The 20,744-nt window shown below is 64.0% G+C and carries 22 protein-coding genes; 11 read left to right on the top strand and 11 right to left on the bottom strand.

The features are described from left to right. Positions 1-177: 177 nt before the first annotated feature. The 3 genes from R3D65_RS18465 to R3D65_RS18455 all read left to right on the top strand — a co-directional run bounded on the left by R3D65_RS18465 (position 178) and on the right by R3D65_RS18455 (position 2,343). Positions 178-936, top strand: a complete 759-nt coding sequence (locus R3D65_RS18465; RefSeq protein WP_371276756.1) for a phosphatase PAP2 family protein — start codon at positions 178-180, stop codon at positions 934-936. Positions 937-951: 15 nt separating this feature from the next. Continuing rightward, positions 952-1,188 (top strand): hypothetical protein, encoded by a 237-nt coding sequence (locus R3D65_RS18460; protein ID WP_371276754.1) that lies wholly within the window; start codon positions 952-954, stop codon positions 1,186-1,188. 120 nt (positions 1,189-1,308) lie between these two features. Then, positions 1,309-2,343: an aspartate-semialdehyde dehydrogenase gene (locus R3D65_RS18455; RefSeq protein WP_371276752.1), complete on the top strand. Its 1,035-nt coding sequence runs from the start codon at positions 1,309-1,311 to the stop codon at positions 2,341-2,343. 90 nt (positions 2,344-2,433) lie between these two features. Here the strand turns inward: R3D65_RS18455 and R3D65_RS18450 are convergent, their stop codons facing one another. Beyond that, positions 2,434-4,497: a M3 family metallopeptidase gene (locus tag R3D65_RS18450; RefSeq protein WP_371276751.1), complete on the bottom strand. Its 2,064-nt coding sequence runs from the start codon at positions 4,495-4,497 to the stop codon at positions 2,434-2,436. A gap of 129 nt (positions 4,498-4,626) precedes the next feature. Between R3D65_RS18450 and R3D65_RS18445 the strand changes: the two genes are divergently transcribed. Both R3D65_RS18445 and R3D65_RS18440 read left to right on the top strand, forming a co-directional pair. After that, on the top strand, positions 4,627-5,088 hold the full coding sequence (locus tag R3D65_RS18445) for a MarR family winged helix-turn-helix transcriptional regulator (RefSeq protein ID WP_371276749.1): 462 nt from the start codon (positions 4,627-4,629) through the stop codon (positions 5,086-5,088). Then, positions 5,078-6,304 carry a multidrug effflux MFS transporter gene (locus R3D65_RS18440; protein WP_371276748.1) on the top strand — a complete coding sequence of 409 codons (1,227 nt, stop codon included), beginning with the start codon at positions 5,078-5,080 and terminating at the stop codon, positions 6,302-6,304. Before R3D65_RS18445 ends, R3D65_RS18440 begins: the two co-directional genes overlap by 11 nt. A 4-nt stretch (positions 6,305-6,308) precedes the next feature. Here the strand turns inward: R3D65_RS18440 and R3D65_RS18435 are convergent, their stop codons facing one another. From R3D65_RS18435 to R3D65_RS18425, 3 genes are read right to left on the bottom strand one after another with little or no spacing between them, the layout of a single operon-like run. Beyond that, positions 6,309-6,896 carry a protein-S-isoprenylcysteine O-methyltransferase gene (locus R3D65_RS18435; protein ID WP_371276747.1) on the bottom strand — a complete coding sequence of 196 codons (588 nt, stop codon included), beginning with the start codon at positions 6,894-6,896 and terminating at the stop codon, positions 6,309-6,311. Further along, the gene (locus R3D65_RS18430) at positions 6,893-8,071 is read right to left on the bottom strand and encodes a hypothetical protein (protein ID WP_371276746.1); all 1,179 of its coding nucleotides are present in this window, start codon (positions 8,069-8,071) and stop codon (positions 6,893-6,895) included. The genes R3D65_RS18435 and R3D65_RS18430 overlap by 4 nt, the downstream gene beginning before the upstream one ends. Before the next feature lie 36 nt (positions 8,072-8,107). Continuing rightward, entirely contained in the window at positions 8,108-9,331 is a 1,224-nt protein-coding gene (locus R3D65_RS18425; protein ID WP_371276745.1) for an argininosuccinate synthase, read from the bottom strand. A 260-nt stretch (positions 9,332-9,591) separates the two neighbouring features. Here R3D65_RS18425 and R3D65_RS18420 point away from each other — a divergent pair, with 260 nt between their 5' ends. Both R3D65_RS18420 and R3D65_RS18415 read left to right on the top strand, forming a co-directional pair. Then, complete coding sequence (locus R3D65_RS18420) at positions 9,592-9,801, top strand: hypothetical protein (RefSeq protein WP_371276744.1); 210 nt, start codon at positions 9,592-9,594, stop codon at positions 9,799-9,801. A gap of 120 nt (positions 9,802-9,921) precedes the next feature. Next, complete coding sequence (locus R3D65_RS18415) at positions 9,922-10,563, top strand: LysE family translocator (protein ID WP_371276743.1); 642 nt, start codon at positions 9,922-9,924, stop codon at positions 10,561-10,563. Here the strand turns inward: R3D65_RS18415 and R3D65_RS18410 are convergent. The 3 genes from R3D65_RS18410 to R3D65_RS18400 form a co-directional block, all read right to left on the bottom strand. Continuing rightward, entirely contained in the window at positions 10,535-10,999 is a 465-nt protein-coding gene (locus R3D65_RS18410) for a hypothetical protein (RefSeq protein WP_371276742.1), read from the bottom strand. The genes R3D65_RS18415 and R3D65_RS18410 overlap by 29 nt on opposite strands. Before the next feature lie 6 nt (positions 11,000-11,005). Next, a complete protein-coding gene (gene rlmN, locus R3D65_RS18405; RefSeq protein ID WP_371276741.1) occupies positions 11,006-12,238 on the bottom strand; it encodes a 23S rRNA (adenine(2503)-C(2))-methyltransferase RlmN in 1,233 nt (410 codons plus the stop codon). A gap of 183 nt (positions 12,239-12,421) precedes the next feature. Further along, on the bottom strand, positions 12,422-12,925 hold the full coding sequence (locus R3D65_RS18400) for an invasion associated locus B family protein (RefSeq protein WP_371276740.1): 504 nt from the start codon (positions 12,923-12,925) through the stop codon (positions 12,422-12,424). 356 nt (positions 12,926-13,281) lie between these two features. On the opposite strand from R3D65_RS18400, the gene R3D65_RS18395 reads away from it, so the two are divergent. Beyond that, the gene (locus R3D65_RS18395) at positions 13,282-13,854 is read left to right on the top strand and encodes a sigma-70 family RNA polymerase sigma factor (RefSeq protein ID WP_371276739.1); all 573 of its coding nucleotides are present in this window, start codon (positions 13,282-13,284) and stop codon (positions 13,852-13,854) included. 25 nt (positions 13,855-13,879) lie between these two features. Here the strand turns inward: R3D65_RS18395 and R3D65_RS18390 are convergent, their stop codons facing one another. The 4 genes from R3D65_RS18390 to R3D65_RS18375 form a co-directional block, all read right to left on the bottom strand. Continuing rightward, positions 13,880-14,308 (bottom strand): YkvA family protein, encoded by a 429-nt coding sequence (locus R3D65_RS18390; protein WP_371276737.1) that lies wholly within the window; start codon positions 14,306-14,308, stop codon positions 13,880-13,882. Positions 14,309-14,391: 83 nt separating this feature from the next. Next, complete coding sequence (locus R3D65_RS18385) at positions 14,392-14,679, bottom strand: 4a-hydroxytetrahydrobiopterin dehydratase (RefSeq protein ID WP_371276736.1); 288 nt, start codon at positions 14,677-14,679, stop codon at positions 14,392-14,394. A gap of 125 nt (positions 14,680-14,804) precedes the next feature. Next, positions 14,805-15,410 (bottom strand): RNA 2',3'-cyclic phosphodiesterase, encoded by a 606-nt coding sequence (thpR, locus tag R3D65_RS18380; RefSeq protein WP_371276734.1) that lies wholly within the window; start codon positions 15,408-15,410, stop codon positions 14,805-14,807. 321 nt (positions 15,411-15,731) lie between these two features. Continuing rightward, entirely contained in the window at positions 15,732-16,379 is a 648-nt protein-coding gene (locus tag R3D65_RS18375) for an arylesterase (RefSeq protein ID WP_371276733.1), read from the bottom strand. Between the two features lie 63 nt (positions 16,380-16,442). On the opposite strand from R3D65_RS18375, the gene R3D65_RS18370 reads away from it, so the two are divergent. From R3D65_RS18370 to R3D65_RS18360, 3 genes are all read left to right on the top strand, one after another. Then, complete coding sequence (locus R3D65_RS18370; protein WP_371276732.1) at positions 16,443-17,147, top strand: ABC transporter ATP-binding protein; 705 nt, start codon at positions 16,443-16,445, stop codon at positions 17,145-17,147. 10 nt (positions 17,148-17,157) lie between these two features. Then, positions 17,158-19,704 (top strand): ABC transporter permease, encoded by a 2,547-nt coding sequence (locus R3D65_RS18365; RefSeq protein WP_371276731.1) that lies wholly within the window; start codon positions 17,158-17,160, stop codon positions 19,702-19,704. A gap of 214 nt (positions 19,705-19,918) precedes the next feature. Beyond that, positions 19,919-20,659, top strand: coding sequence for a Bax inhibitor-1/YccA family protein (locus tag R3D65_RS18360; protein WP_371276730.1), 741 nt, complete (start codon positions 19,919-19,921; stop codon positions 20,657-20,659). Positions 20,660-20,744: the final 85 nt, after the last annotated feature.

Here is a 20,744-nt window from a genome sequence, read left to right as displayed (position 1 = left end):
AATCGGATGGCCGAACCTGGCAGCCCGGTCACGGCTCTGCATGGCCTGGCAGCGGCGGTTTCGGAGGCAGCGGTGGCCTGCGCGCTGCGTATTGCTGCGAACGGAAACGCGGCATGGTGCAGAATGATCCGCCGGCAGCCGCGGTTCAAGCCGCGGGAGGCGCCAAGCTGGCGGCGAATGGCTGTGGTCACCATCGCCCTGGCTGTTCTCGCGTTTCACGCGCTGGACCCGCTGGTCGGCGAGCATCGTCCCGATACGGCCTCGACCGGTTTCCGCATTTCCGCCTGCATCACCGACTTCGGTAAATCCGGTGGATACATCACCTTGTCCGCCCTGGCTGTCCTGTTTCTGCTGGGCCTCGACTGGAACAGGCTCAAGCGGGCGCAGCGCCGCCTTGCCGCCGCATGGCTTGCCGTCGCGTGGTTCTTCCTCGTCGCCATTGCCGGTTCGGGGCTGATCGCGGCGGGATTGAAGCTGCTGATCGGCCGCGCGCGTCCCGCTCTCTATCATTGCGAAGGGCTGCTTTCTTTCCACAGCATGGCTTTCCAGGCCGTTCACGCCAGCTTCCCGTCCGGTCATTCGACCACGGTCGGGGCCTTCTGCGCGGCTGTCGCGCTGCTGTTTCCCCGGATGCGGCTGGCCATGGTCGTTGCCGCCTTCTGGTTCGGGTTCTCCCGGCTGATGGTTGGTGTTCACTATGCCAGCGACGTGATTGCCGGGCTCGCACTGGGCGTCTGGTTCTCCTATTGGTGCGCCTGGAAACTGGCCGCCGCCGGAGTGCTTTTCTCCTTCGATGACCGGGGCTGGCCGGTGACCCGCCGCGGCTTCCGCCTGACTGGCCTGAGCCTGCATCGCCGGATGTGCCAGCTGTGCCAACGGCTTGAAGCGGTTTTCCGGCGCGGTGCGGTGCGCGCAGTGCGGAGCGGGCGGGGCTGAGAGAAGGTTTCGTGCGTGCTGTCATTATCCGGCGGGCGGGTACGGTTCACCGGTCATCGATCGATCAAGGCAAAGATTGACTCTTTTTCCAAACACCGTAAAACGACGATGCGAGAAACGGGACGGGAACCGATGTACGGCTTCCACATTGCATTCATGACGCGCGGGACGGTGGCAGCACCGGCCAGTGCCATGCATGCGCCCCGCCTTACCAAAACCATGGCCAAAAAAACGACCGCCACCACGGTCTGATCCTTCTTGGCCTGATCCCTGACGCTTCCCGGGACAGACCGGGAAGGCGAAAGGCCCGCGTCGAAGCGCGGGCCGGACGCAAAAAGGGAAGCGACACCCGATCCAAGGACGGACACGAACATGGGTTTCAAGATTGCAGTCGCCGGCGCCACGGGCAATGTGGGCCGTGAAATGCTCAATATCCTGGAAGAACGCGGCTTTCCCGCCGACGAGGTGGTGCCGCTGGCATCGCGCCGCTCGGTCGGCCAGGAGGTCTCCTACGGCGACCGGACGCTGAAGGTGAAGGCGCTCGATTCCTACGACTTTTCCGACACCGATATCTGCCTGATGTCGGCCGGCGGCTCCATCTCCAAGGAATGGTCGCCGAAGATCGCCGCGCAGGGCTGCGTGGTCATCGACAATTCCTCGGCCTGGCGTTACGACGCCGATGTGCCGCTGATCGTGCCGGAAGTGAACCCGGACGCGGTGGAAGGCTTCCGCAAGAAGAACATCATTGCCAATCCGAACTGCTCGACGGCGCAGCTCGTCGTGGCGCTGAAGCCGCTGCATGACGCGGCCACGATCAAGCGCGTCGTCGTGTCCACCTACCAGTCGGTTTCGGGCGCCGGCAAGGAAGGCATGGACGAGTTGTTCAACCAGACACGCGCGGTCTTCGTGTCCGACCCGGTGGAAGCCAAGAAGTTCACCAAGCGGATCGCCTTCAACGTCATCCCGCATATCGATGTGTTCATGGAAGACGGCTACACCAAGGAAGAATGGAAGGTGCTGGCCGAAACCAAGAAGATGCTGGATCCGAAGATCAAGGTCACCTGCACGGCGGTGCGCGTTCCGGTCTTCATCGGCCATTCGGAAAGCGTCAACCTGGAATTCGAGAAGCCGATCACGGCGGAAGAGGCCCGCGACATCCTGCGCGAGGCGCCCGGCTGCCAGGTGATCGACAAGCACGAGGACGGCGGCTACATCACGCCGCATGAATCGGCGGGCGAGGATGCCACCTATATCTCCCGCATCCGCGAGGATGCGACGGTGGAGAACGGGCTGGCGCTGTGGGTGGTTTCGGACAACCTGCGCAAGGGCGCGGCGCTCAACACGGTGCAGATCGCCGAATTGCTGGTGGCGCGTGGCCTGATCCAGCCGAAGAAGCAGGCGGCCTGAGCCGCTTCACGGCCTGTCCGATCTGGACAAAAGCCCGGGCGTCACCGTCCGGGCTTTTTCATGAAAGGGCGTGCCGCGAAGCCGCCGGGATCACATCTCGCGTTCGGAATGCACGGCCAGGCCGCGGCCCTTCAGCATGGCATCGACGGATGGCATCCTGCCGCGGAAGGCGGTGTAGAGCGCTTCCGGATCGGCCGATCCACCGGCGGCATAGATGTGCGTCTTCAGCTTTTCCGCCAGGTCCGGGTTGAATGGATCGCCGGTTTCCTCGAACGCCGCGAAGGCATCGGCGTCGAGCACCTCCGACCAGAGGTAGGAATAATAGCCGGCTGAATATCCGTCGCCGGCGAAGACATGCGCGAAATGCGGCGTGCGGTGGCGCATGGCGATGGCTTCCGGCTTGCCCAGTTTCGCCATGGTCTCGGCCTCGAAGGCGATGGCATCGGCGGGCATGTCCGCTTGCTGGTGATAGGCCATGTCCATCAGCGCCGATGCGGTGAATTCGACGGTGGCAAAGCCCTGGTCGAAGGCCTGCGCGGCGGTCAGCTTGTCGATCAGCGCGCGGGGCATGGGGTCGCCGGTCTTCACGTGGCGAGCGTGTTTTTCCAGCACTTGCGGCACGGTCAGCCAGTGTTCGTAGAGCTGCGAGGGCAGTTCGACAAAGTCGCGCGGCACCGACGTGCCGGAAACGGAGGGCCATGTCACCTCGGTCAGCATGCCGTGCAGGGCGTGGCCGAATTCGTGGAACAGGGTGCGGGCCTCGTCCATGGAAAGCAGGGCAGGCTTGCCGGGCGCCGGTTTGGCGAAATTCATCACGTTGTAGATGATCGGCGGCTGGCCGCCTTCCAGCTTGTGGGCCGATTGCAGGGCGCTCATCCAGGCACCGGAGCGCTTTGTCGGCCGGTTGAAATAGTCGGCTATGAAAACACCGCGCGACGTGCCGTCGCCATTGAGGATCTCGAAGACGCGGGCATCCTCGTGCCAGACCTTCAGGTCCGGCTTTTCCTCGAAGGAGAGGCCGAACAGGCGGTTGGCCACGTCGAAACAGGCGGCGATGATGTTGTCGAGCTGGAGATAGGGCTTCAGTTCGGTTTCATCAAAGGCATAGCGTTCGGCGCGCAGCCGGTCGGCGAAGAAGCGCCAGTCCCAACCGGCGATCTCGTGATTGTGACCGGAGGCGGCGGCGATGCGGCGCAGCTCCGCCGCGTCCGCGGCAGCCTTTCCCTTCGCCATGTCCCAGACCGGTTCCAGCAGACCCATGACAGCATCCGGCGTCTTGGCCATGGTGTTGTCCAGCTTCAGCGCCGCATAAGTTTCATAGCCGAGCAGCCTTGCCTTTTCGGCGCGCAGCGCCAGCGTTTCGGCCACGATGGCGGAATTGTCATGCTCGCCGCCATTCTGGCCGCGCATGGTGAAGCCGTGGAATGCCTTTTCTCGCAGGTCGCGGCGCAGCGACAGCGTCATGAAGGGCTCGTAGATCGAGCGGGACAGGGTGACGGCATAGCGGCCTTTCTCGCCCCGGCTTTCCGCGGCTTCGGCCATTGCGGCGGTCAGGAAATCCGGCAGGCCCTCGACATCGGCGTCGTCAAGGATGAGCGCCCAGCCGGCCTCGTCGGCCAGCACGTTCTGGCCGAAAGCCGCACCCAGACCGGCCAGCTTCTCGTTGATTTCCGCCAGGCGCGCCTTGCCTGCATCGTCGAGCTTCGCACCGGAACGCACAAAGCCTTTCCAGGTCAATTCCAGGACGCGCGCGGTTTCTCCATCCAGTTCGAGATCCGCGCGGCGATTCCAGAGGTCGTCGATGCGCGCAAACAGATCCGGGTTCATCGAGATGGCTGAGAAGTGGCGCGACATCTTCGGCGCCAGGTCGCGTTCCAGCGCCTGGATGTCCGGGTTGGTGTGGGCACCGGCGAGGCCCCAGAAGATGGCTGCGACGTGGCCGAGTTCTTCGCCGGCCAGTTCCAGCGCCGCCAGTGTGTTGGTGATCGTCGGCGTGGCCGGATTTGCCGCAATGGTGGCGATCTGCGCGGCATGCGCGGCGAGCGCGGCATCGAAAACGGGCGCGAAATCCTCCGTGCGAATGGCGCCATAGTCCGGCAGACCGAGCGGGCCGGTCCAAGCCGTGAGCGGGTGGGAAGCAAGATCGATCGTCACGGGTTTTCTCCATTCGGGAAATCGATGCGCATGTAGGCGGCGCGGGGGCCGGTGGCAATGCTTGACTTCTGATCCGAAAAACCTAAAACATCCTTATAATAAGGTCACCTTACTATTGGAGTTGAAGACATGCCGGGGATCGATCCGGATGCCTTGGGCTTTCTGCTCAACGACATTTCCCGCCTCATCCGGGCTTCCATGGACCGGGCACATGCGCGTTCAGGCATCGGTGTGACGCCGGGCGAGGCGCGTGTCCTGGCATTCGCGGCCCGAACGGGCCCTGTGCGCCAGACGCGGCTTGCCGAGCAGATCGGCGTGGAAGCCATGACGCTTTCGGGCCATCTCGACGGGCTGGAAGGCAAGGGACTGATCGCGCGCCAAGCCGATCCATCCGACCGACGGGCGAAGATCGTCACGCTCCTGCCTGCCGCCGATGCCGTGCTTGATGCCATTGGCGCGACAGGCCGGGCCATTCGGGCGCAGGCCAGTGCCGGTTTCGAAGACGAGGAATGGGAGCAGCTCAAGGCCGCGCTGAAGCGGGTCCGGTCCAATCTCTGCGAAAAGGGCGTGGAGGCCAGCGATGCGGCATGAAGGGTCGCCCTCGGGCGCCGGCTACAGGCCGGTCATGACCGAGCGAAGGGTTTCGCTGCTGGGCGCCCTGTTCGTGGTTGTCGGACCGGTTTCGATGGCGCTCTACACGCCGGCGATGACGGAGATCGTGCAGGCCTTCGGCACCACCGAATCGGCGGTGAAAATGACGCTGGCGCTCTATTTCGCCGGATTCGCATTTGCGCAACTTGTCGGCGGCCCCTTGTCGGATGCCATGGGCCGCCGCCCGGTGATGATGATCTTCATGGGGATCTATGTCGCGGCAAGCCTTCTGGCGCTGTCGGCGCCGGGCATCGAGGTTCTGCTGGCCGCGCGGTTCCTGCAGGGGATCGGCGCTTCGGCCGGCGTCGCCGTTGCACGGGCCATGGTGCGCGACCTGTTCGACCACGAGCAGTCCTCGCGGATCATGAACCTGATCGGCATCATGCTGGCGCTGGGTCCGGCCATCGCGCCGACCATCGGCGGCTTTACCATGCAGGCAGCCGGATGGCATGCCATTTTCCTGCTCATGGCGGGACTGGGCGTGATCGTGTTCTGTGCGGCGGTTTTCGCCATGCATGAAACGGTTGTGCCGGACATGAGCCGGCTGAGGCCGGCCGCGCTGGCGTCGGCCTATCTCCACCTGGTCGGCAATGCCCATTTCATGACGACGGCACTGGTCCTGGCCTTCACCACGGGCGCGCTTTATGCGCAGGCAACCTTCCTGCCCTTCATCCTGATGGAGCGGGTGGGCCTGACACCGGCGCAATTCGGCCTGTCCATGGTCCTGCAGTCGGGCGCCTTCTTCGTCGGTGCGCTGGTGGTGCGTGCGCTGCTGGCGCGGGTCACCGCCGAACGGCTGGTCATTCCCGGCCTTGTCATGGTGGGCCTGGGCGGCCTGGGCCAGCTTGCCATGCATGTCGTCGAACCGGGCTTGTGGCAGGTCATGGCGCCGGTTTCGCTCTATGCCATCGGCATCGCCTTCGTCATGCCGGCTGTGACCACCATCTGCCTGCATCCTTTCCGCCACATGGCGGGCGCGGCCTCGGCCATGATGGGGTTCCTGCAGATGGGCATGGGCCTGGCGATGGGTTCGCTGGGGGCGCTGATGGGCGATCCTGTCTTCGCCATGGCGACGCTCATCCCCTTCATGGGCCTGTCCGCCTGCGTCCTGTTTGCCGTCTACAAGCTGCGTGTTGCGATCGGCGCAGAGATGTGACCGCCTACCAGATGCCGGGGACAAGCCTTTTCGTGCGGGCTGCATAGGCGCGCCATTCGTCGCCGAAGGCTTCCTCCATCATCCGTTCTTCCGGGCCGATGCGGGTGAAGAAAAGGAAGCCGAAGGCGACAATGCCGGACAATCCGGCGATCCAGTTGGGCAACAACAGCGCCTGCGCGATCGCCATCAGCCAGAAGGCCGTGTACATGGGATGGCGCACGCGGGCATAGACGCCCTCGGTGACCAGCTTGTGACCTTCCTTGAGTTGCAGCGAAACGCTCCACATGCGGCCGAGCGCCTTGTGCGTGAGGCGGAACATGGCGAGCGCGGCCGCTGCTGTGACGGCTCCCAGCCAGAAGGCCAGCGGCCAGGCGGGCCGGTCGGCAAAGGCGGGAAAGCCGGTCAGCGCATAAAGAGCGGGGATGACGCCGATTCCGGTGATCGACAGCGACAGGCGCAACCGCTCGGCGCCCGGCATGCGGTCGACCGAGAGCTTCATCTTCTTGACGCGGCGCTCATGCGGATAGCGCAGGATGTACCAGCCGACGCCCAGAATGCCCCACACGATCCGGCCCAGGATGTAATAGTTCATGAACGGGGCTCTCCGGTTGCTGAAAGGCTGTCGGGAAGGCCTTCCCGCGCCACCACATCGGCAAAGGGAACCGGCCCTGCCGCAATCATGTGAAACGAATAGGGCGTGCGCCTTTCCACGCCGTATACATACTGGCGGTGGACGCGATAGATGTCGCGGCGGATCGCCTTGTAGGTTTCCGGGGAAAGCTGGTTGCGAAACCGCACCTTGCCGGTGCGCTGGCGTCCGGTCGCCTTGGCGGAGAACATCCGGGCGGGATCGGAACCGTAGCAATGCAGCGGATCGGTCAGCGATTGCACGTCGAGCCAGGGCGCATCGTGTTCCACGATTGTCTCGACCGCGTCGCGGAAATGCCTGCCTGCAGGATGCAATGCGAATTTCAGCAGGCTGGAGCCGGCGGTCAGAAGGCCGGTCGATTTCGCCTGCGGCACGTTTTCGAGCAGATCGGCGAGGGTCACGATCGCGCTGGGCGCACCGAAGCTGTGCGCCATGACCAGAATCTCGTCGGCCCGGCTTTCCGCGACCCGCCGGCGCGCATCGGCCATGACATGGGCCAGCTTCTCTTCGACGACGGGGTTGCGGCGGCGCACGAAATCGCGCGAAAAAGCCCAGTCATCGATGAACAGCATCAGATGCAGGCGCTTGCCGGCGCGCATGAAGGTGGAAATCACCATGGCCAGCACGATGAGCCAGCCGACCCAGGCCGGCATGTCCGGCCAGACGAAGCTCACAAGCCCGGCCAGCAGGCCGCCAGCCAGCCCGGCAGCGGCCAGCAGGATGACCGGATAAAGCACGAAAAGCAGATAACGCCAGGCAACGCGGCCATAGCGATAGAACGCGCCCGAAAGAATGAAATCGCCATAACCGCGAAGGCCGGAAACCAGCCGGCTGGCGAAAGGCCGCTCGTCATACATCGCATTGAGCGCTGCGAGACCGTAGACGACCACGGTCGTTTCGGTGCGCCAGTCCTTCTTCTCGCCCTCGGCCACGACGTCGAAAACGCCGACATCCACGGGCCCGCTCTCGATGCGTGCCTCGCCGACATGCAGCTTCGCGCCATAAAGCGGCGCGGCCTTCGCGCCTTCCCGCTCGAAGCGGCGGCGGTGTGCTGCGACAGGGACAGGCTCGAAGCCGGGAAAGCTCAGCACGAGGCGCGTTTTCACCGGCTCCGACATGGACATTGTCTCCTGTCCGGTTGCTCCTGTCACGCCTCAGCCGATACGGCGGCGCTTTGCCAGCGTGCGCAGGCGCAATGCGTTGAGCCGAATGAAACCGGCGGCGTCCTTCTGGTCATAGGCGCCGTGATCGTCCTCGAAGGTGACCAGTTCATCCGAATAGAGCGACTTCGGCGAACGGCGGCCCGTGACCAGAACATTGCCCTTGTAGAGCTTCAGGCGCACCTCGCCCTCGACATCTTCCTGGCTCTTGTCGATGAGCGCCTGCAGCATTTCCCGCTCCGGCGAGAACCAGAAGCCGTTGTAGATCAGCTCGGCATAGCGGGGCATGAGCTCATCCTTGAGATGGGCGGCACCGCGATCCAGCGTGATCGATTCCATGGCGCGATGGGCTGCCAGCAGGATGGTGCCGCCCGGAGTCTCGTAGACGCCGCGCGACTTCATGCCGACGAAGCGGTTTTCCACCAGGTCGATGCGGCCGATCCCGTTGTCGCGGGCCAGGTCGTTCAACGCCGCCAGCAGCGTGGCCGGGCTCAGCGCCTTGCCATTGAGCGCCACGGCATCGCCGCGCTTGAACTCCAGCGTGATCTCCGTCGGCGTGTCGGGTGCCTCCATGGGGGAAATGGTGCGCATGTGGACATATTCCGGCGCCTCGACCCAAGGGTCTTCCAGAACCTTGCCTTCGGATGACGAGTGCAGCAGGTTCGCGTCGACCGAGAAAGGGGCTTCGCCGTGCTTGTCCTTGGGGACCGGGATCTGGTGCATCTGGGCGAAGTTGATCAGGTCCGTGCGCGACTTGAAGGCCCAGTCGCGCCACGGCGCAATGACCTTGATGTCCGGGTTCAGCGCATAGGCGGACAGTTCGAACCGGACCTGGTCATTGCCCTTGCCCGTGGCCCCATGGGCGATGGCGTCGGCGCCGGTCTCCTCGGCGATCTCGACGAGACGCTTGGAGATGAGCGGGCGCGCGATGGACGTGCCCAGCAGGTAGATGCCTTCATACTGCGCATTGGCGCGGAACATCGGGAAGACGAAGTCGCGCACGAATTCCTCGCGCAGGTCCTCGATGTAGATGTCCTTGATGCCGAGCATCTCGGCCTTGCGGCGCGCCGGCTCCAGTTCCTCGCCCTGGCCGAGATCGGCGGTGAAGGTGACAACCTCCGCGCCGATTTCCGTCTGAAGCCATTTCAGGATGATCGAGGTATCCAGGCCGCCGGAATAGGCCAGAACCACTTTCTTGACGTCTTTCCACTGTTCCATTTCGCCGACTTCTTCAATCTGTCTCGTTGCCCGCGTTGCTGCCCGAACCAGCCGGACCGTTCGCGCGCCTTGTAGCCGAGAAAACCGCGGCGCGTAAGACCCTCGTGCCGATCACAGGCGCGGGCATGGTGCTTACACGCCATGGGCATGGTTAACGATTTCTTGTCCTATTCCGGAGACAAGAACAGGAAAGGCCGGCGCGAACCGCCGTGTGCGGGCGGTTTCGATGGCCTGAACGGAAACTCAGGGAAGGGGGCAGCATGTCATCTCGGCCAGGCACTCTGCGATTCGACACCGAACAAGCCATTGTCGAGGCAGTGGCAAAGCTTCGGAACAGGGGCGTTCACCGCGAGGATATCGACCGGACCATGATTGCGCTCGGCCCGGTGGATCTGGATCTTCTGGCGATCGTGCTCCGCCGGCTCGACATGGCCGAAGCCGTGGCGGACATGAAAGCGATCGCCGCGTGATTGCAGGGTGAAGCTGCGGCGGGGACTTGCCAAGACCGCCTGTCATGCCCCATCACTCGACGTGAAGCCGTTGCTGCAGGGCATCCGCAGGACGGCCCGGTTCTCACGTTCAGGTGACCCATGGATTTCATTCCGGCTCTTCCCGTCCTGGCCACGTTCTCGGTGGCCTGCATCGTGCTGGCCATCACGCCGGGGCCGGACATGTCGCTGTTCCTGTCGCGCGCGATCAGCCAGGGCAAGGGCGCGGGTCTGGCCGCCATGGCAGGCACCCTGACCGGTGTGGTGGTCCATACGGCCATGGTGGCGCTGGGCCTGTCGGCGCTGGTGGTGGCGGCGCCGGCGGCGTTCAATGCGCTCAAGTTCGCTGGCGCCGGCTATCTGGCCTGGCTTGCCTTCGATGCCATTCGCAACGGTTCGTCGCTCAACCTGAAAGGCGGCAAGGGCCGGCAGCAATCGCTGAAGACCAACTTCCTGACGGGGATTGGCGTCAACCTGCTCAATCCGAAGATCATCCTGTTCTTCATGACCTTCCTGCCGCAATTCGTAGCCGCGGGCGATCCGCACGCCATCGGCAAATTCTTCTTCCTGGGCCTGATGTTCAACGTGATCTCGCTGCCGATCATCGTTCCGATGATCCTTGCGGCCGATTCCATGGCGGAATTCCTGAAGCGCAAACCGCTTGTCACGCGCGTCATCGACTGGGTTTTCGCCGGTGTCTTTTCCGCTTTCGCGGTCAGGATCCTGATGACCCCTGCCCGTTGACGATGCGGCCGAACGTGCGCCCGGCGGACCGCCCGGCCAGCAACCAGTAGGCAAAGCCGCCGATGGTGCCTGCCGCCGCACCCACGGCGAAGGCCTTCGCGGTCGGGTCGGCCGCCTGCTGATTGTACATCCAGACGGCAAGGCCGCCGATCGCGGTGCCGGCGAGCAGATGAAACACCAGTCCGCGCAGGGCGAAATATTCGCTGACCAGCACGATGATGAAGAAGGGTACGAGCGCCAGCGATCCGGCTGTCGCCGTTACCACCACAGCCAGCGGCAGGATCGTGAACCAGTGTTCGGCGAGGCTCTGCGCGCTGCCGGGATCGAGAATGCCGGACAGGGCCAGCGTGAAGAAGAAGCCGGCGGCCGCAAGCGCGACGATGAAGGACAGCGTGATTCCCGCAAGGCGCAGGAGAAGGGCTCCGACATCGGCCATGCGCGCCTACTCGCCGCCGTGGCCGGCGATCATCATCGCTTCGAGCGCCAGGCGCTCGGACTTGCGCAGCCGTTCCGACTCGCTCTTGAGCTGCCCGCAGGCGGCCAGAATGTCACGCCCGCGCGGCGTGCGGATGGGAGAGGCATAGCCGTTCGCATTGATGAAGTCGGCGAATTTCTCGATCTGCTCCCAGTCGGAACATTCGTAGTTCGAGCCCGGCCAGGGATTGAAGGGAATCAGGTTGATCTTGGCCGGAATCCCCTTGAGTAATTGCACGAGACGCTTGGCGTCCTCGAAACTGTCGTTCACACCCTTGAGCATGACATATTCGAAGGTGATGCGGCGCGCATTGGACAGGCCGGGATAGTCCCGGCAGGCCTGCATGAGCTTTTCGAGCGGATATTTTTTATTGATCGGCACCAGCACGTCGCGCAGTTCGTCGGTCGTGGCATGCAGCGAGATGGCCAGCATGACGCCGATTTCCTCGCCGGTGCGATAGATTTCCGGCACCACGCCCGAGGTCGACAGGGTGATGCGGCGCCTGGACAGCGAAAGGCCGTCGCCATCGGAGGCTATGAGCAGTGCCGTCTTCACTTCCTCGAAATTGTAGAGCGGTTCGCCCATGCCCATCATGACGATATTGGTCACCTTGCGCTCGGTGACCGGAACGATGGCACCTTCCGGCGTGTCGTGGCCCGGAAAATCGCCCAGCCGGTCGCGTGCCACAAGCAATTGCGACAGGATCTCGCCGGCAGTCAGGTTGCGCACCAGCTTCTGGGTGCCGGTGTGGCAGAAGGAACAGGTGAGCGTGCAGCCAACCTGGCTGGAAATGCACAGCGTGCCGCGGCCTTCCTCGGGGATGTAGACCGTCTCCACTTCCACCGGCTTGCCCGCACCGCGCGGGGGAAAGCGCAGGAGCCATTTGCGGGTTCCGTCGGAGGAAATCTGCTCCTCGACGATTTCCGGCCTGCCGATCACGAAATTTTCGGCCAGCCTGGCGCGCAGGTCCTTGGAGATGTTGAACATGTGGGCGAAGTCGGACACCCCGCGCACATAGAGCCAGTGCCAGAGCTGGCTGACACGCATGCGCACCTGGCGCTCCGGGATGCCGACGGCCTTCAGGGCCTGCGCCATGCCGTCACGGCTCATGCCGACGAGCGACGGCTTCTCCCCCTCGCTTCTGCGGGCAGAAAGGGCAGCCCGCGATTCATGGCTGGTCAGGTCGATGGACAGCGTCATGTTTTCCGGATCCGATCATCGTGCCTGCATGGCAGGCGGGTCCTGCACAAGGGCGGACCTGTTGTCTTGTCTTGCGAGCGCCATAGCACAGAGCGTCATCCATGGCCAGAACACCCCGGAAAACGGCGAATGGCCGGGCTGATGCCCGGCCTTTCGAGAAGCTTCCGGTTGCTGCGTCAAGCGTTACTTGCAGCTCGAAATCGAGTTCAGCGCCGCGGTGATGCCCGACAGCGAGAACAAGTAGTGGGTATCGTTGCCCCGGCCGGAGACGGCGTCCACCTTCATCTTCGCGCCAGCCTTCATGGCAGCGACGAGCTGCGGTTCCTCGGCTGCGTTTTCCAGCCAGCCCGACTTGCCGCGCACGAACATGGAGAAGGCCTTGCCATCGATCGTGACCTGCACCTTCGAGCCTTCCTTCATGGCGTAGGAGGTGATGAACTGGGGCTCGTAGGAGACATTCTCTCCCGGTTTCATGGACACGAAGAAATAGATGTCGCCGTGATCCAGGTTGGTGGGTTCCTTGGACTCCGGAACCGACAGCACATAGCAAACCTTGCCCTGGTTGCTGTCATAGGCATAGGTGCCCCACGCGGTGTGCTGCGACAGCTTGACCGGGCTTTGCGCGTGCGCCGGCAGCACTGCTGCCAGCAGGGTCAGTGTCGCCAGTGTCGTCTTCAATCCGTACATTGCCGCCATTTCCATTTTTTCCCAGTTGCCGACCTGCGGCCGCATGTCTGCTCTGTTTGCCTGCAATTTGAAGGAAACGGGGTTACCAAACTGTAAAGGCTGGTGCGGCCGCCGCTACAAAAAAGGCGAAACCGCCCGCCCTGCCAGGCCCCACAACCCCGCGACCCGCTGAAAAGATAAGAACCCGCAGAAAAAGGCAAGAGTTTGGCTGGAGCCGCAAGCCGCCAGCGGCAGTGAATGGCCTGTTCGAAAATTTAGCGTCTTGCCGTGACAGGCCAAGTCGCTAGGTTGGTCGCGAGCGGACGCGTGACATCTACCGTCTGCGCCAGAGAGACGGAAACACCGGTCGCGCACCCGTGAGTAATGCAGAAGAATTTGCCCGGCTTGCCGGACTGGTCGCGGAAAAGCGGGACAAGGCAGCCTTCGGGCAGCTGTTCCGGCACTTTGCGCCGCGCATCAACGCCTATCTTCAGAAGCTTGGCCTGGACGGCGCGCAGGCCGAGGAGATGGCACAGGACGTGATGGCAGTGCTCTGGCACAAGGCCGGTCTTTTCGACCCGGCCAAGTCCTCGCTTTCCACCTGGCTGTTCCGAATTGCCCGCAACCGGCGTATCGACGCGATTCGCCGCGACCGTTCGCATCTTCTCGATCCCGATGACCCGTTTCTCTGGCCGGAGGCGCCGGAACAGGCGGACGAACAGCTCGACGCGGCGGAACGCGACGACCGGGTGCGGGCCGTGCTGACCGTCCTGCCGGACGAGCAGCGCAAGCTGATCCAGATGGCCTTCTTTCTCGGCATGACCCATACGCAGATCGCGGAGGCCGAGAACCTGCCGATGGGAACCGTGAAATCGCGGATCAGGCTGGCCTTCAACCGCTTGCGCAAGGCGCTGGAAGAGGATGGAGCGATCGACGGGCCGGCCGGCTGAGCGGCTCGAACCCGTTGCGAGCCAATCAGCCGTCGATCTCGATGCCGGGCTTGGCGGGGTTTTCCTGCGCGCCTCGGGCGACATCGGGATGTTCGCGCAGTGCCCGTCTTGCCGCCTCCCGGTGCGCCGGCGTGATATGCGAACGGACCATGGCGAAGGCGGCGGTCAGGACGGCGATATCGTCTGAAAATCCGACAAGCGCCAGAAGGTCGGGAATCGTGTCGAGCGGAAAGACAAAATAGGCCAGCGCGCCAAGCAGGATGCCGCGCACCTTCATCGGCGTCTTCGGGTCCATGGCGCAGAAATAGGCGGCGACCACCTCATCCATGAACGGGATCTGGCGCGCGGCCCGCCGGGCCGTCGCCCAGAAACGGGCCCGCACGCGCTCCGCCCGGCGCTGCTGCTGGTCTTCGCTGCCGGGCTCGAGGATTTCGCCGATTCGCGCTTCGTCCATCGGTCATGCTCCCGTGTCTTGTCGCCATACATGTGGGGCATGCGGCATGCTGCCGCAAGGCTGCGGGGCGATCGCGGCCTGCTTCACAACGCGTTGATGCGGGTTGCCAGGCTGATATCCAGTTCGGTTATTCCACCAGAATCATGGGTCGTCAGGCGCACCGTCACCTTGTTGTAGACGTTGGACCATTCCGGGTGGTGATCGAGTTTTTCCGCCGCCAGCGCCGCCCGCGCCATGAAGCCGAAGGCCTGGGAAAAATCGGCGAAGCGGAATGTCCTGACAATGGCCTTTCCGGTTTCGTCGCGTTGCCAGCCCTGGAGGTCGACCAGGGCGAGGTCGATTTCACTTTCGGCAAGAACGGGTTTGGCCATCGCTTCGTCTCCTCGTCCGCTGTTCCGTGACCGCAAATCCCGCAGTTAGCGGAGAGCGGCGGGGATTCAACCGGACGCGGCCGCAGAGCGGGCCCATCCGGCGACCTGGCAGCCGCCGGCCATGCCTAGCGGCCTGTCCAGCTTGCGGCCGGCATGCTCATCGACAGGTTGGAATGGCGCAGCGGGTGCGATGCCGAACCGGCCAGCGGCCAGGCTTCCTCAATCACATAGGGTCCGCCGCCGACCGAATCGCGCGAGGACATGAGCACGAAGCGGCCGACCTTGAAGGGCGTCGCTGCGAAATTCCCGCGTGCCGAGAGCCAGGCGGCAACTTCGCCGGGCTTGGCGTTTTTCAGGCGCGCAACCGTGACATGGGGAACGAACTTGCGGGCATCCGGCGGCAGGCCGAGGCGCTGGCAGCGCCGCTCGATCTCCGCCTGAAGCGCCGCCAGGTCCGGCGATGCGGCGACATTGACATGGATGGAATGCGGCTTCTTCGAGCCGAAAGCGCCAACCCCGGCCAGTTGAAGCTGGAAAGCCGGCCGGTGGATGCGGTCGAGTTCGTTGACGATCATGTCGGCCACATGATGCTCGACATCGCCGAAAAAGCGCAGCGTGATGTGATAATTCTCGACATCGATCCAGCGGGCGCCGGGCAATCCACCGCGCAGAAGCGAAACGGACATGGCCGCATCACGCGGTATCTCGAGGGCGGTGAAAAGTCGCGGCATGGCTAACCTCCCCGATTCGGTCTCGTATGGTCAGCGAATCACCGAACCGGTGACAGGGCAAGGGCTTAATTTCCCGAACCGTATATTGCAGTGCAAAAGATAATGTTGCGCTGCCGCAAAAACATCGCAAACGTGCCCTAGGCTGCGAATCGCAATCCCGACGCGCAAAAAGGTGGCTGAGCCTTCGATGACCGGCACGCATCATCCCCATGTCCCGGCCGTTACCATGCCGCAGGCCTGCTGCCCGCATCGCGGCGGAATCCCTCTGCCATCCCATCCGGCGCGGCCGCGGCCGGACCGCTTGCCGCTCCGCTGACAAGCTCAGCCCTGCTGCCCGCCATCGGCGGCAAGGGCATTCTTCACGGCAGGCAGGATACGCTCCACCATGACCGCCACGCCTTGCGGATTGGGGTGCATTCCGTCTGCCAGAAGCAGATCCTTGCGGGCGGCCACCCCATCAAGGAAGAAGGGATGCAACGGGATGCCGTGCTTTTCCGCAAGTTCAGGAAAGATGCGATTGAAATCCGATGCATAGGCCTCGCCCATGTTGGGTGGCGCCAGCATTCCGGCAAGCAGGACGGCAATTTTGCGCTCCTTCAGCCTTGCAATCATCGCGTCAAGATTACTGCGTGTGACGGCCGGATCGATGCCACGCAAGGCATCGTTGGCGCCCAGTTCCAGAATGACGAGGTCGGCATCGTCGGGGACCGACCAGTCGAGCCGCGAGAGGCCGCCGCTGGATGTGTCGCCGGACACGCCGGCATTGATGACGGAGACATCGTGGCCGGACTGCCTGAGGGCATCCTCAAGCTGCCCGGTGAAGCCGTCGTCGGGTGCAAGCTGGTACCCCGCCATCAGGCTGTCGCCGAAGCCCACGATCTTGACGGGACCGGCAAGAACCGTCCCGGCTCCGGCAAGCAACACAGAACCGAGAAGCGCAACAATCCGTAACCAGCCTTTGAACAGCATGCGTCCAATCCCATATGTCGAAGATCATCCGTTGTCGTTCCAGCAATATAGGACTGTTTCGCCGTGACCCAACCCGCCATCGCGCTTTCCGGTGTTTCGCTGACGCTGGGAAGCGGAGCCTCCCGCGTCCATGTCCTCAAGAGCATCGACCTCACCATTGCAGCCGGTGAAACCGTCGGTATCGTCGGCCCGTCGGGTTCGGGCAAATCGACATTGCTGATGGTCATCGGCGGGCTGGAGCGTATCGATGCGGGAAGCGTGCGCATCGCCGGGACCACGATCCACGACAAGAACGAGGATGCCGTGGCCGAGTTTCGCGGCCGCAATATCGGCATCGTCTTCCAGTCGTTTCACCTTATTCCCAACATGACGGCGCTGGAAAATGTCGCGGTGCCATTGGAACTGGCCGGCCGGCGCGACGCCTTCGAGGTGGCACGCAAGGAACTGGCCGCCGTCGGTCTTGGCGAGCGGCTGACCCATTATCCGGGGGAATTGTCGGGCGGCGAGCAGCAGCGCGTGGCCATTGCGCGGGCGCTGGCGCCGGAACCGGCCATCGTGATCGCCGACGAACCGACGGGAAATCTCGACGAGCGGACCGGCGGGGCGGTGGCCGATCTGCTGTTCGAAACCGCGCGCTCGCGCGGCATGACGCTGGCGCTTGTGACGCACGATCCGTCGCTGGCGGCGCGCTGCACGCGGCAGGTGGCCATGCATTCGGGCCGGATCGAGACCATGACCGGCGCAGCGCCGGCGCAGCAGAGCGCGTGAGGCACCGGGCATGACCATGATGCGCACGCTTTCGCTGGCCTGGCGGTTTTCCCTTCGGGAGATGCGTGGCGGCCTGTCGGGCTTTGCCATCTTTCTGGCCTGTATTGCGCTCGGCGCCGGCGCTATCGGCGGTGTGAACTCCGTGGCCCAGTCCATCACCGCCGGCGTGACGGCGGAAGGCCGCACGCTGCTCGGTGGCGACATGCGCTTCCGGCTGAACCAGCGCGAGGCCTCGGTGGAGGAACGTGCCTATCTGGAAAGCCTCGGCCGGGTTTCCCACAGTGCGGAAATGCGCTCCATGGTGCGCCTGCCCGACGGCAGCGACCAGACGCTTGCGGAGGTGAAGGCGGTGGACGGCGCCTATCCGCTGGCCGGGACGCTGGTCACCGAGCCGGCGCCGGGGGAGGCGGCGCTGTTCGGATACCATGACGGCGCCCATGGCGCGGCCGTCGCCGATTTGCTGATGGAGCGGCTCGGTCTGTCGCTGGGTGACCGGGTGGAACTTGGCAATGCCACGTTCGAATTGCGCGCGCGAATCGTCACGGAACCCGATCTCATTTCCGGCGGTTTCGGCTTCGCGCCACGCTTCATGGTCTCGATTGACGCCTTGCGCGCGTCCGGGCTGATCCAGCCGGGCAGCCTGGTGGAGCATGATTACAAGATCGACCTGGGCGCGGACGCCGCGCCGGCGCGAATCGATGCGATCCGCGGCGAAGCTGCGAGCCGGTTTCCCGAAGCGGGCTGGTCGATCCGTGACAGCGCCAATGCGGCACCTGCTCTGGCATCGAATATCGAGCGTTTCTCGCAATTCCTGACGCTTGTCGGGCTGACAGCGCTGGTGGTGGGCGGTGTCGGCGTGGGCAATGCGGTGCGCTCCTATCTCGACTCCAAGCGGGGCGTGATCGCCACGTTCAAGTGCCTCGGTGCGCCGGGCGCCTTCGTGTTCAGCGTCTATCTCGTCCAGATCCTGCTGATTGCCACGGTGGGCATTGCCATCGGGCTCGTGATCGCGGCGGCCATGCCGCTGGCCGCCGGCCATGCGCTGGGGGCGATCATCCCTGTTCCGGTGACGGGCGGTTTCTATCCCGGCGCACTGGGAATGGCAGCCTTGTTCGGATTCCTGGTGACGATCGCGTTCGCTCTCGTTCCGCTGGGCCGTGCGCGTGACGTACCGGCGACCGCACTGTTTCGCGAATTGGGGCTGGATGGCGCCGGATGGCCGCGCCCGGCCTATCTGGCGGCCGCTGCCATTGCGCTGGCGCTTCTGGCGGGCCTTGCGATCTGGTCTTCCGACAGCCGGGTGCTGGCCGCCGGCTTCCTGGCTTCCGTGGCCGCGGCCTTCATCGTGCTGCGTGTGGTGGCCGTGGGCGTTCAGGCGCTGGCGCGCCGCGCGCCGGTCGTCCGGTCAACGCCGCTGAGGCTGGCCATCGGCAATATCCATCGTCCGGGCGCGCTGACACCCTCTGTCGTGCTTTCGCTGGGCCTGGGCCTGACATTGCTGGTGGCACTGGCGCTGATCGACGGCAACCTGCGCAACCAGATCACCGGTTCCCTGCCGGAGCGGGCGCCGAACTTCTTCTTCGTGGACATCCAGAGCAACGATGTCGACCGGTTTGCCGACCTGATCGAACGCGAATCGGAGGGCAAGCTTGTCCGGGTTCCGATGCTGCGCGGCTATATCGTGGCACTGAACGGCACGGATGTGCGGGAAATCGACGTGCCGCCGGAGGGCGAATGGGTGTTGCGCGGAGACCGCGGGCTGACCTATTCGCAGCGGGTACCGGAAAACTCGCGGCTGGTGGAGGGCGAGTGGTGGCCGGAGGACTATTCCGGCGAACCGCTGGTTTCCTTCTCGGCGGAAGAAGCAGGCGAGATCGGCCTGAAAACCGGCGACACGGTGACCGTCAATGTCCTGGGCCGCAACGTGACCGCGCGAATCGCCAACCTGCGCGAAGTGGCCTGGGAATCGCTCGGAATCAATTTCGTCATGGTCTTTTCGCCCAACACGCTGGCCGGCGCGCCACATGCCTGGCTGGCGACGCTCACCGACGCGGATGCCAGCGCGGCCGATGAGGCGCAGCTTCTCAACGCCGTCACCCGCGCTTTCCCGGCCGTTACCACGGTGCGGGTGAAGGATGCGCTCGACGTGGTCGACCGTGTGGTGAGCCAGCTTGCCCTTGCCATACGCGCAGCGGCCTCCGTGGCGCTGATAGCCTCGGTACTCGTGCTTTCAGGCGCGCTGGCCGCGTCCAACCGGGCCCGCGTGCATGATGCGGTCGTGCTGAAAATGCTGGGCGCGACGCGGCGGGACCTGATCGGCGCGTTCAGCCTTGAATACGCCATGATCGGTCTTGCAACCGCCGCATTTGCGCTTGCGGCGGGCGGACTGGCTGCCTGGGCCGTGGTCTCGCGGATCATGAACCTGCAATCGGCCTTCCTGCCTGACGTCGCCGTGACGACCCTGGCGGTGGCCCTGGTGCTGACGGTGGGGTTCGGGCTCATCGGCACCTGGCGGGTGCTGGGTCACAAGGCCGCACCGGTGCTCAGGACGCTGTAGGCAAACGGAAAATCAGGGTTAACGCCCGGTTTGCAACCGAAGGGAAGAAATTCACGCATGTTTGTTCCCCCGAGCCTGCGGACGGGACTTGTACAGGCGTGTGCGACAACTCATATTATCCACAGGCATGCTGGAGTTCCGCCAGCGGCGCCTGGGAGCATGGCTGGTTAAGTCAGTCCCGACACCCGACGGAACAGTAGCAAAGAGGATATCCATGGCTGATCTTCGCAATTACCAGATGCGATCCGGCGTGCAGACCCATGCCGACGCCTCCATCGACGAGGGGCTCCGCTCCTACATGCTCAAGGTCTACAACCTCATGGCGCTTGGCCTGGCGATTACCGGCCTGGCTGCATGGGGCGGTTTCAATTTCGCGGTCCAGGACGGACAACTGACCCAGTTCGGCCAGCTGCTTTTCGTCAGCCCGCTGAAGTGGGTGGTCATGCTCGCCCCGCTCGGGCTGGTGTTCTTCCTGTCCTTCCGCATCAACAAGATGAGCGTTGCCGCCGCGCAAACGACCTTCTGGGTCTATGCCGCGCTGGTCGGCCTGTCGCTGTCGACGATCTTCCTCGTCTACACGCAGACGTCGATCGTGCGTACCTTCTTCATCACGGCATCGGCCTTCGGCGCCCTCTCGCTTTATGGTTACACGACCAAGCGCGACCTTTCGGGCATGGGCTCGTTCCTGATCATGGGCCTGTTCGGCATCATCATCGCTTCGGTGGTCAACATCTTCCTTGGCTCGTCGGCGCTGCAGTTCGCCATTTCCGTGATCGGCGTTCTCGTGTTCGCCGGACTGACGGCCTATGACACGCAGCAGATCAAGGAAATGTATTACGAGGGCGACGGTGCTCTCGTGGCCGGCCGCAAGGCTATCATGGGCGCGTTGCGTCTCTATCTCGACTTCATCAACCTGTTCATGTTCCTGCTGCAGTTCCTCGGCAATCGCGAGTGACCGCAGGCCTTGCGAATTGAACAAGGGCGGCCCGCAAGCCGCCCTTTTCTTTTTGCCTGGCGGGTGGCACAGATCGTTCCCCAAC

Source organism: Zhengella sp. (genome assembly GCF_041397485.1).
Taxonomy (GTDB): domain Bacteria; phylum Pseudomonadota; class Alphaproteobacteria; order Rhizobiales; family Rhizobiaceae; genus Zhengella.
The sequence above is the reverse complement of the archived record's forward strand: the minus strand, read 5'-3'. Positions and strand labels throughout refer to the sequence as shown.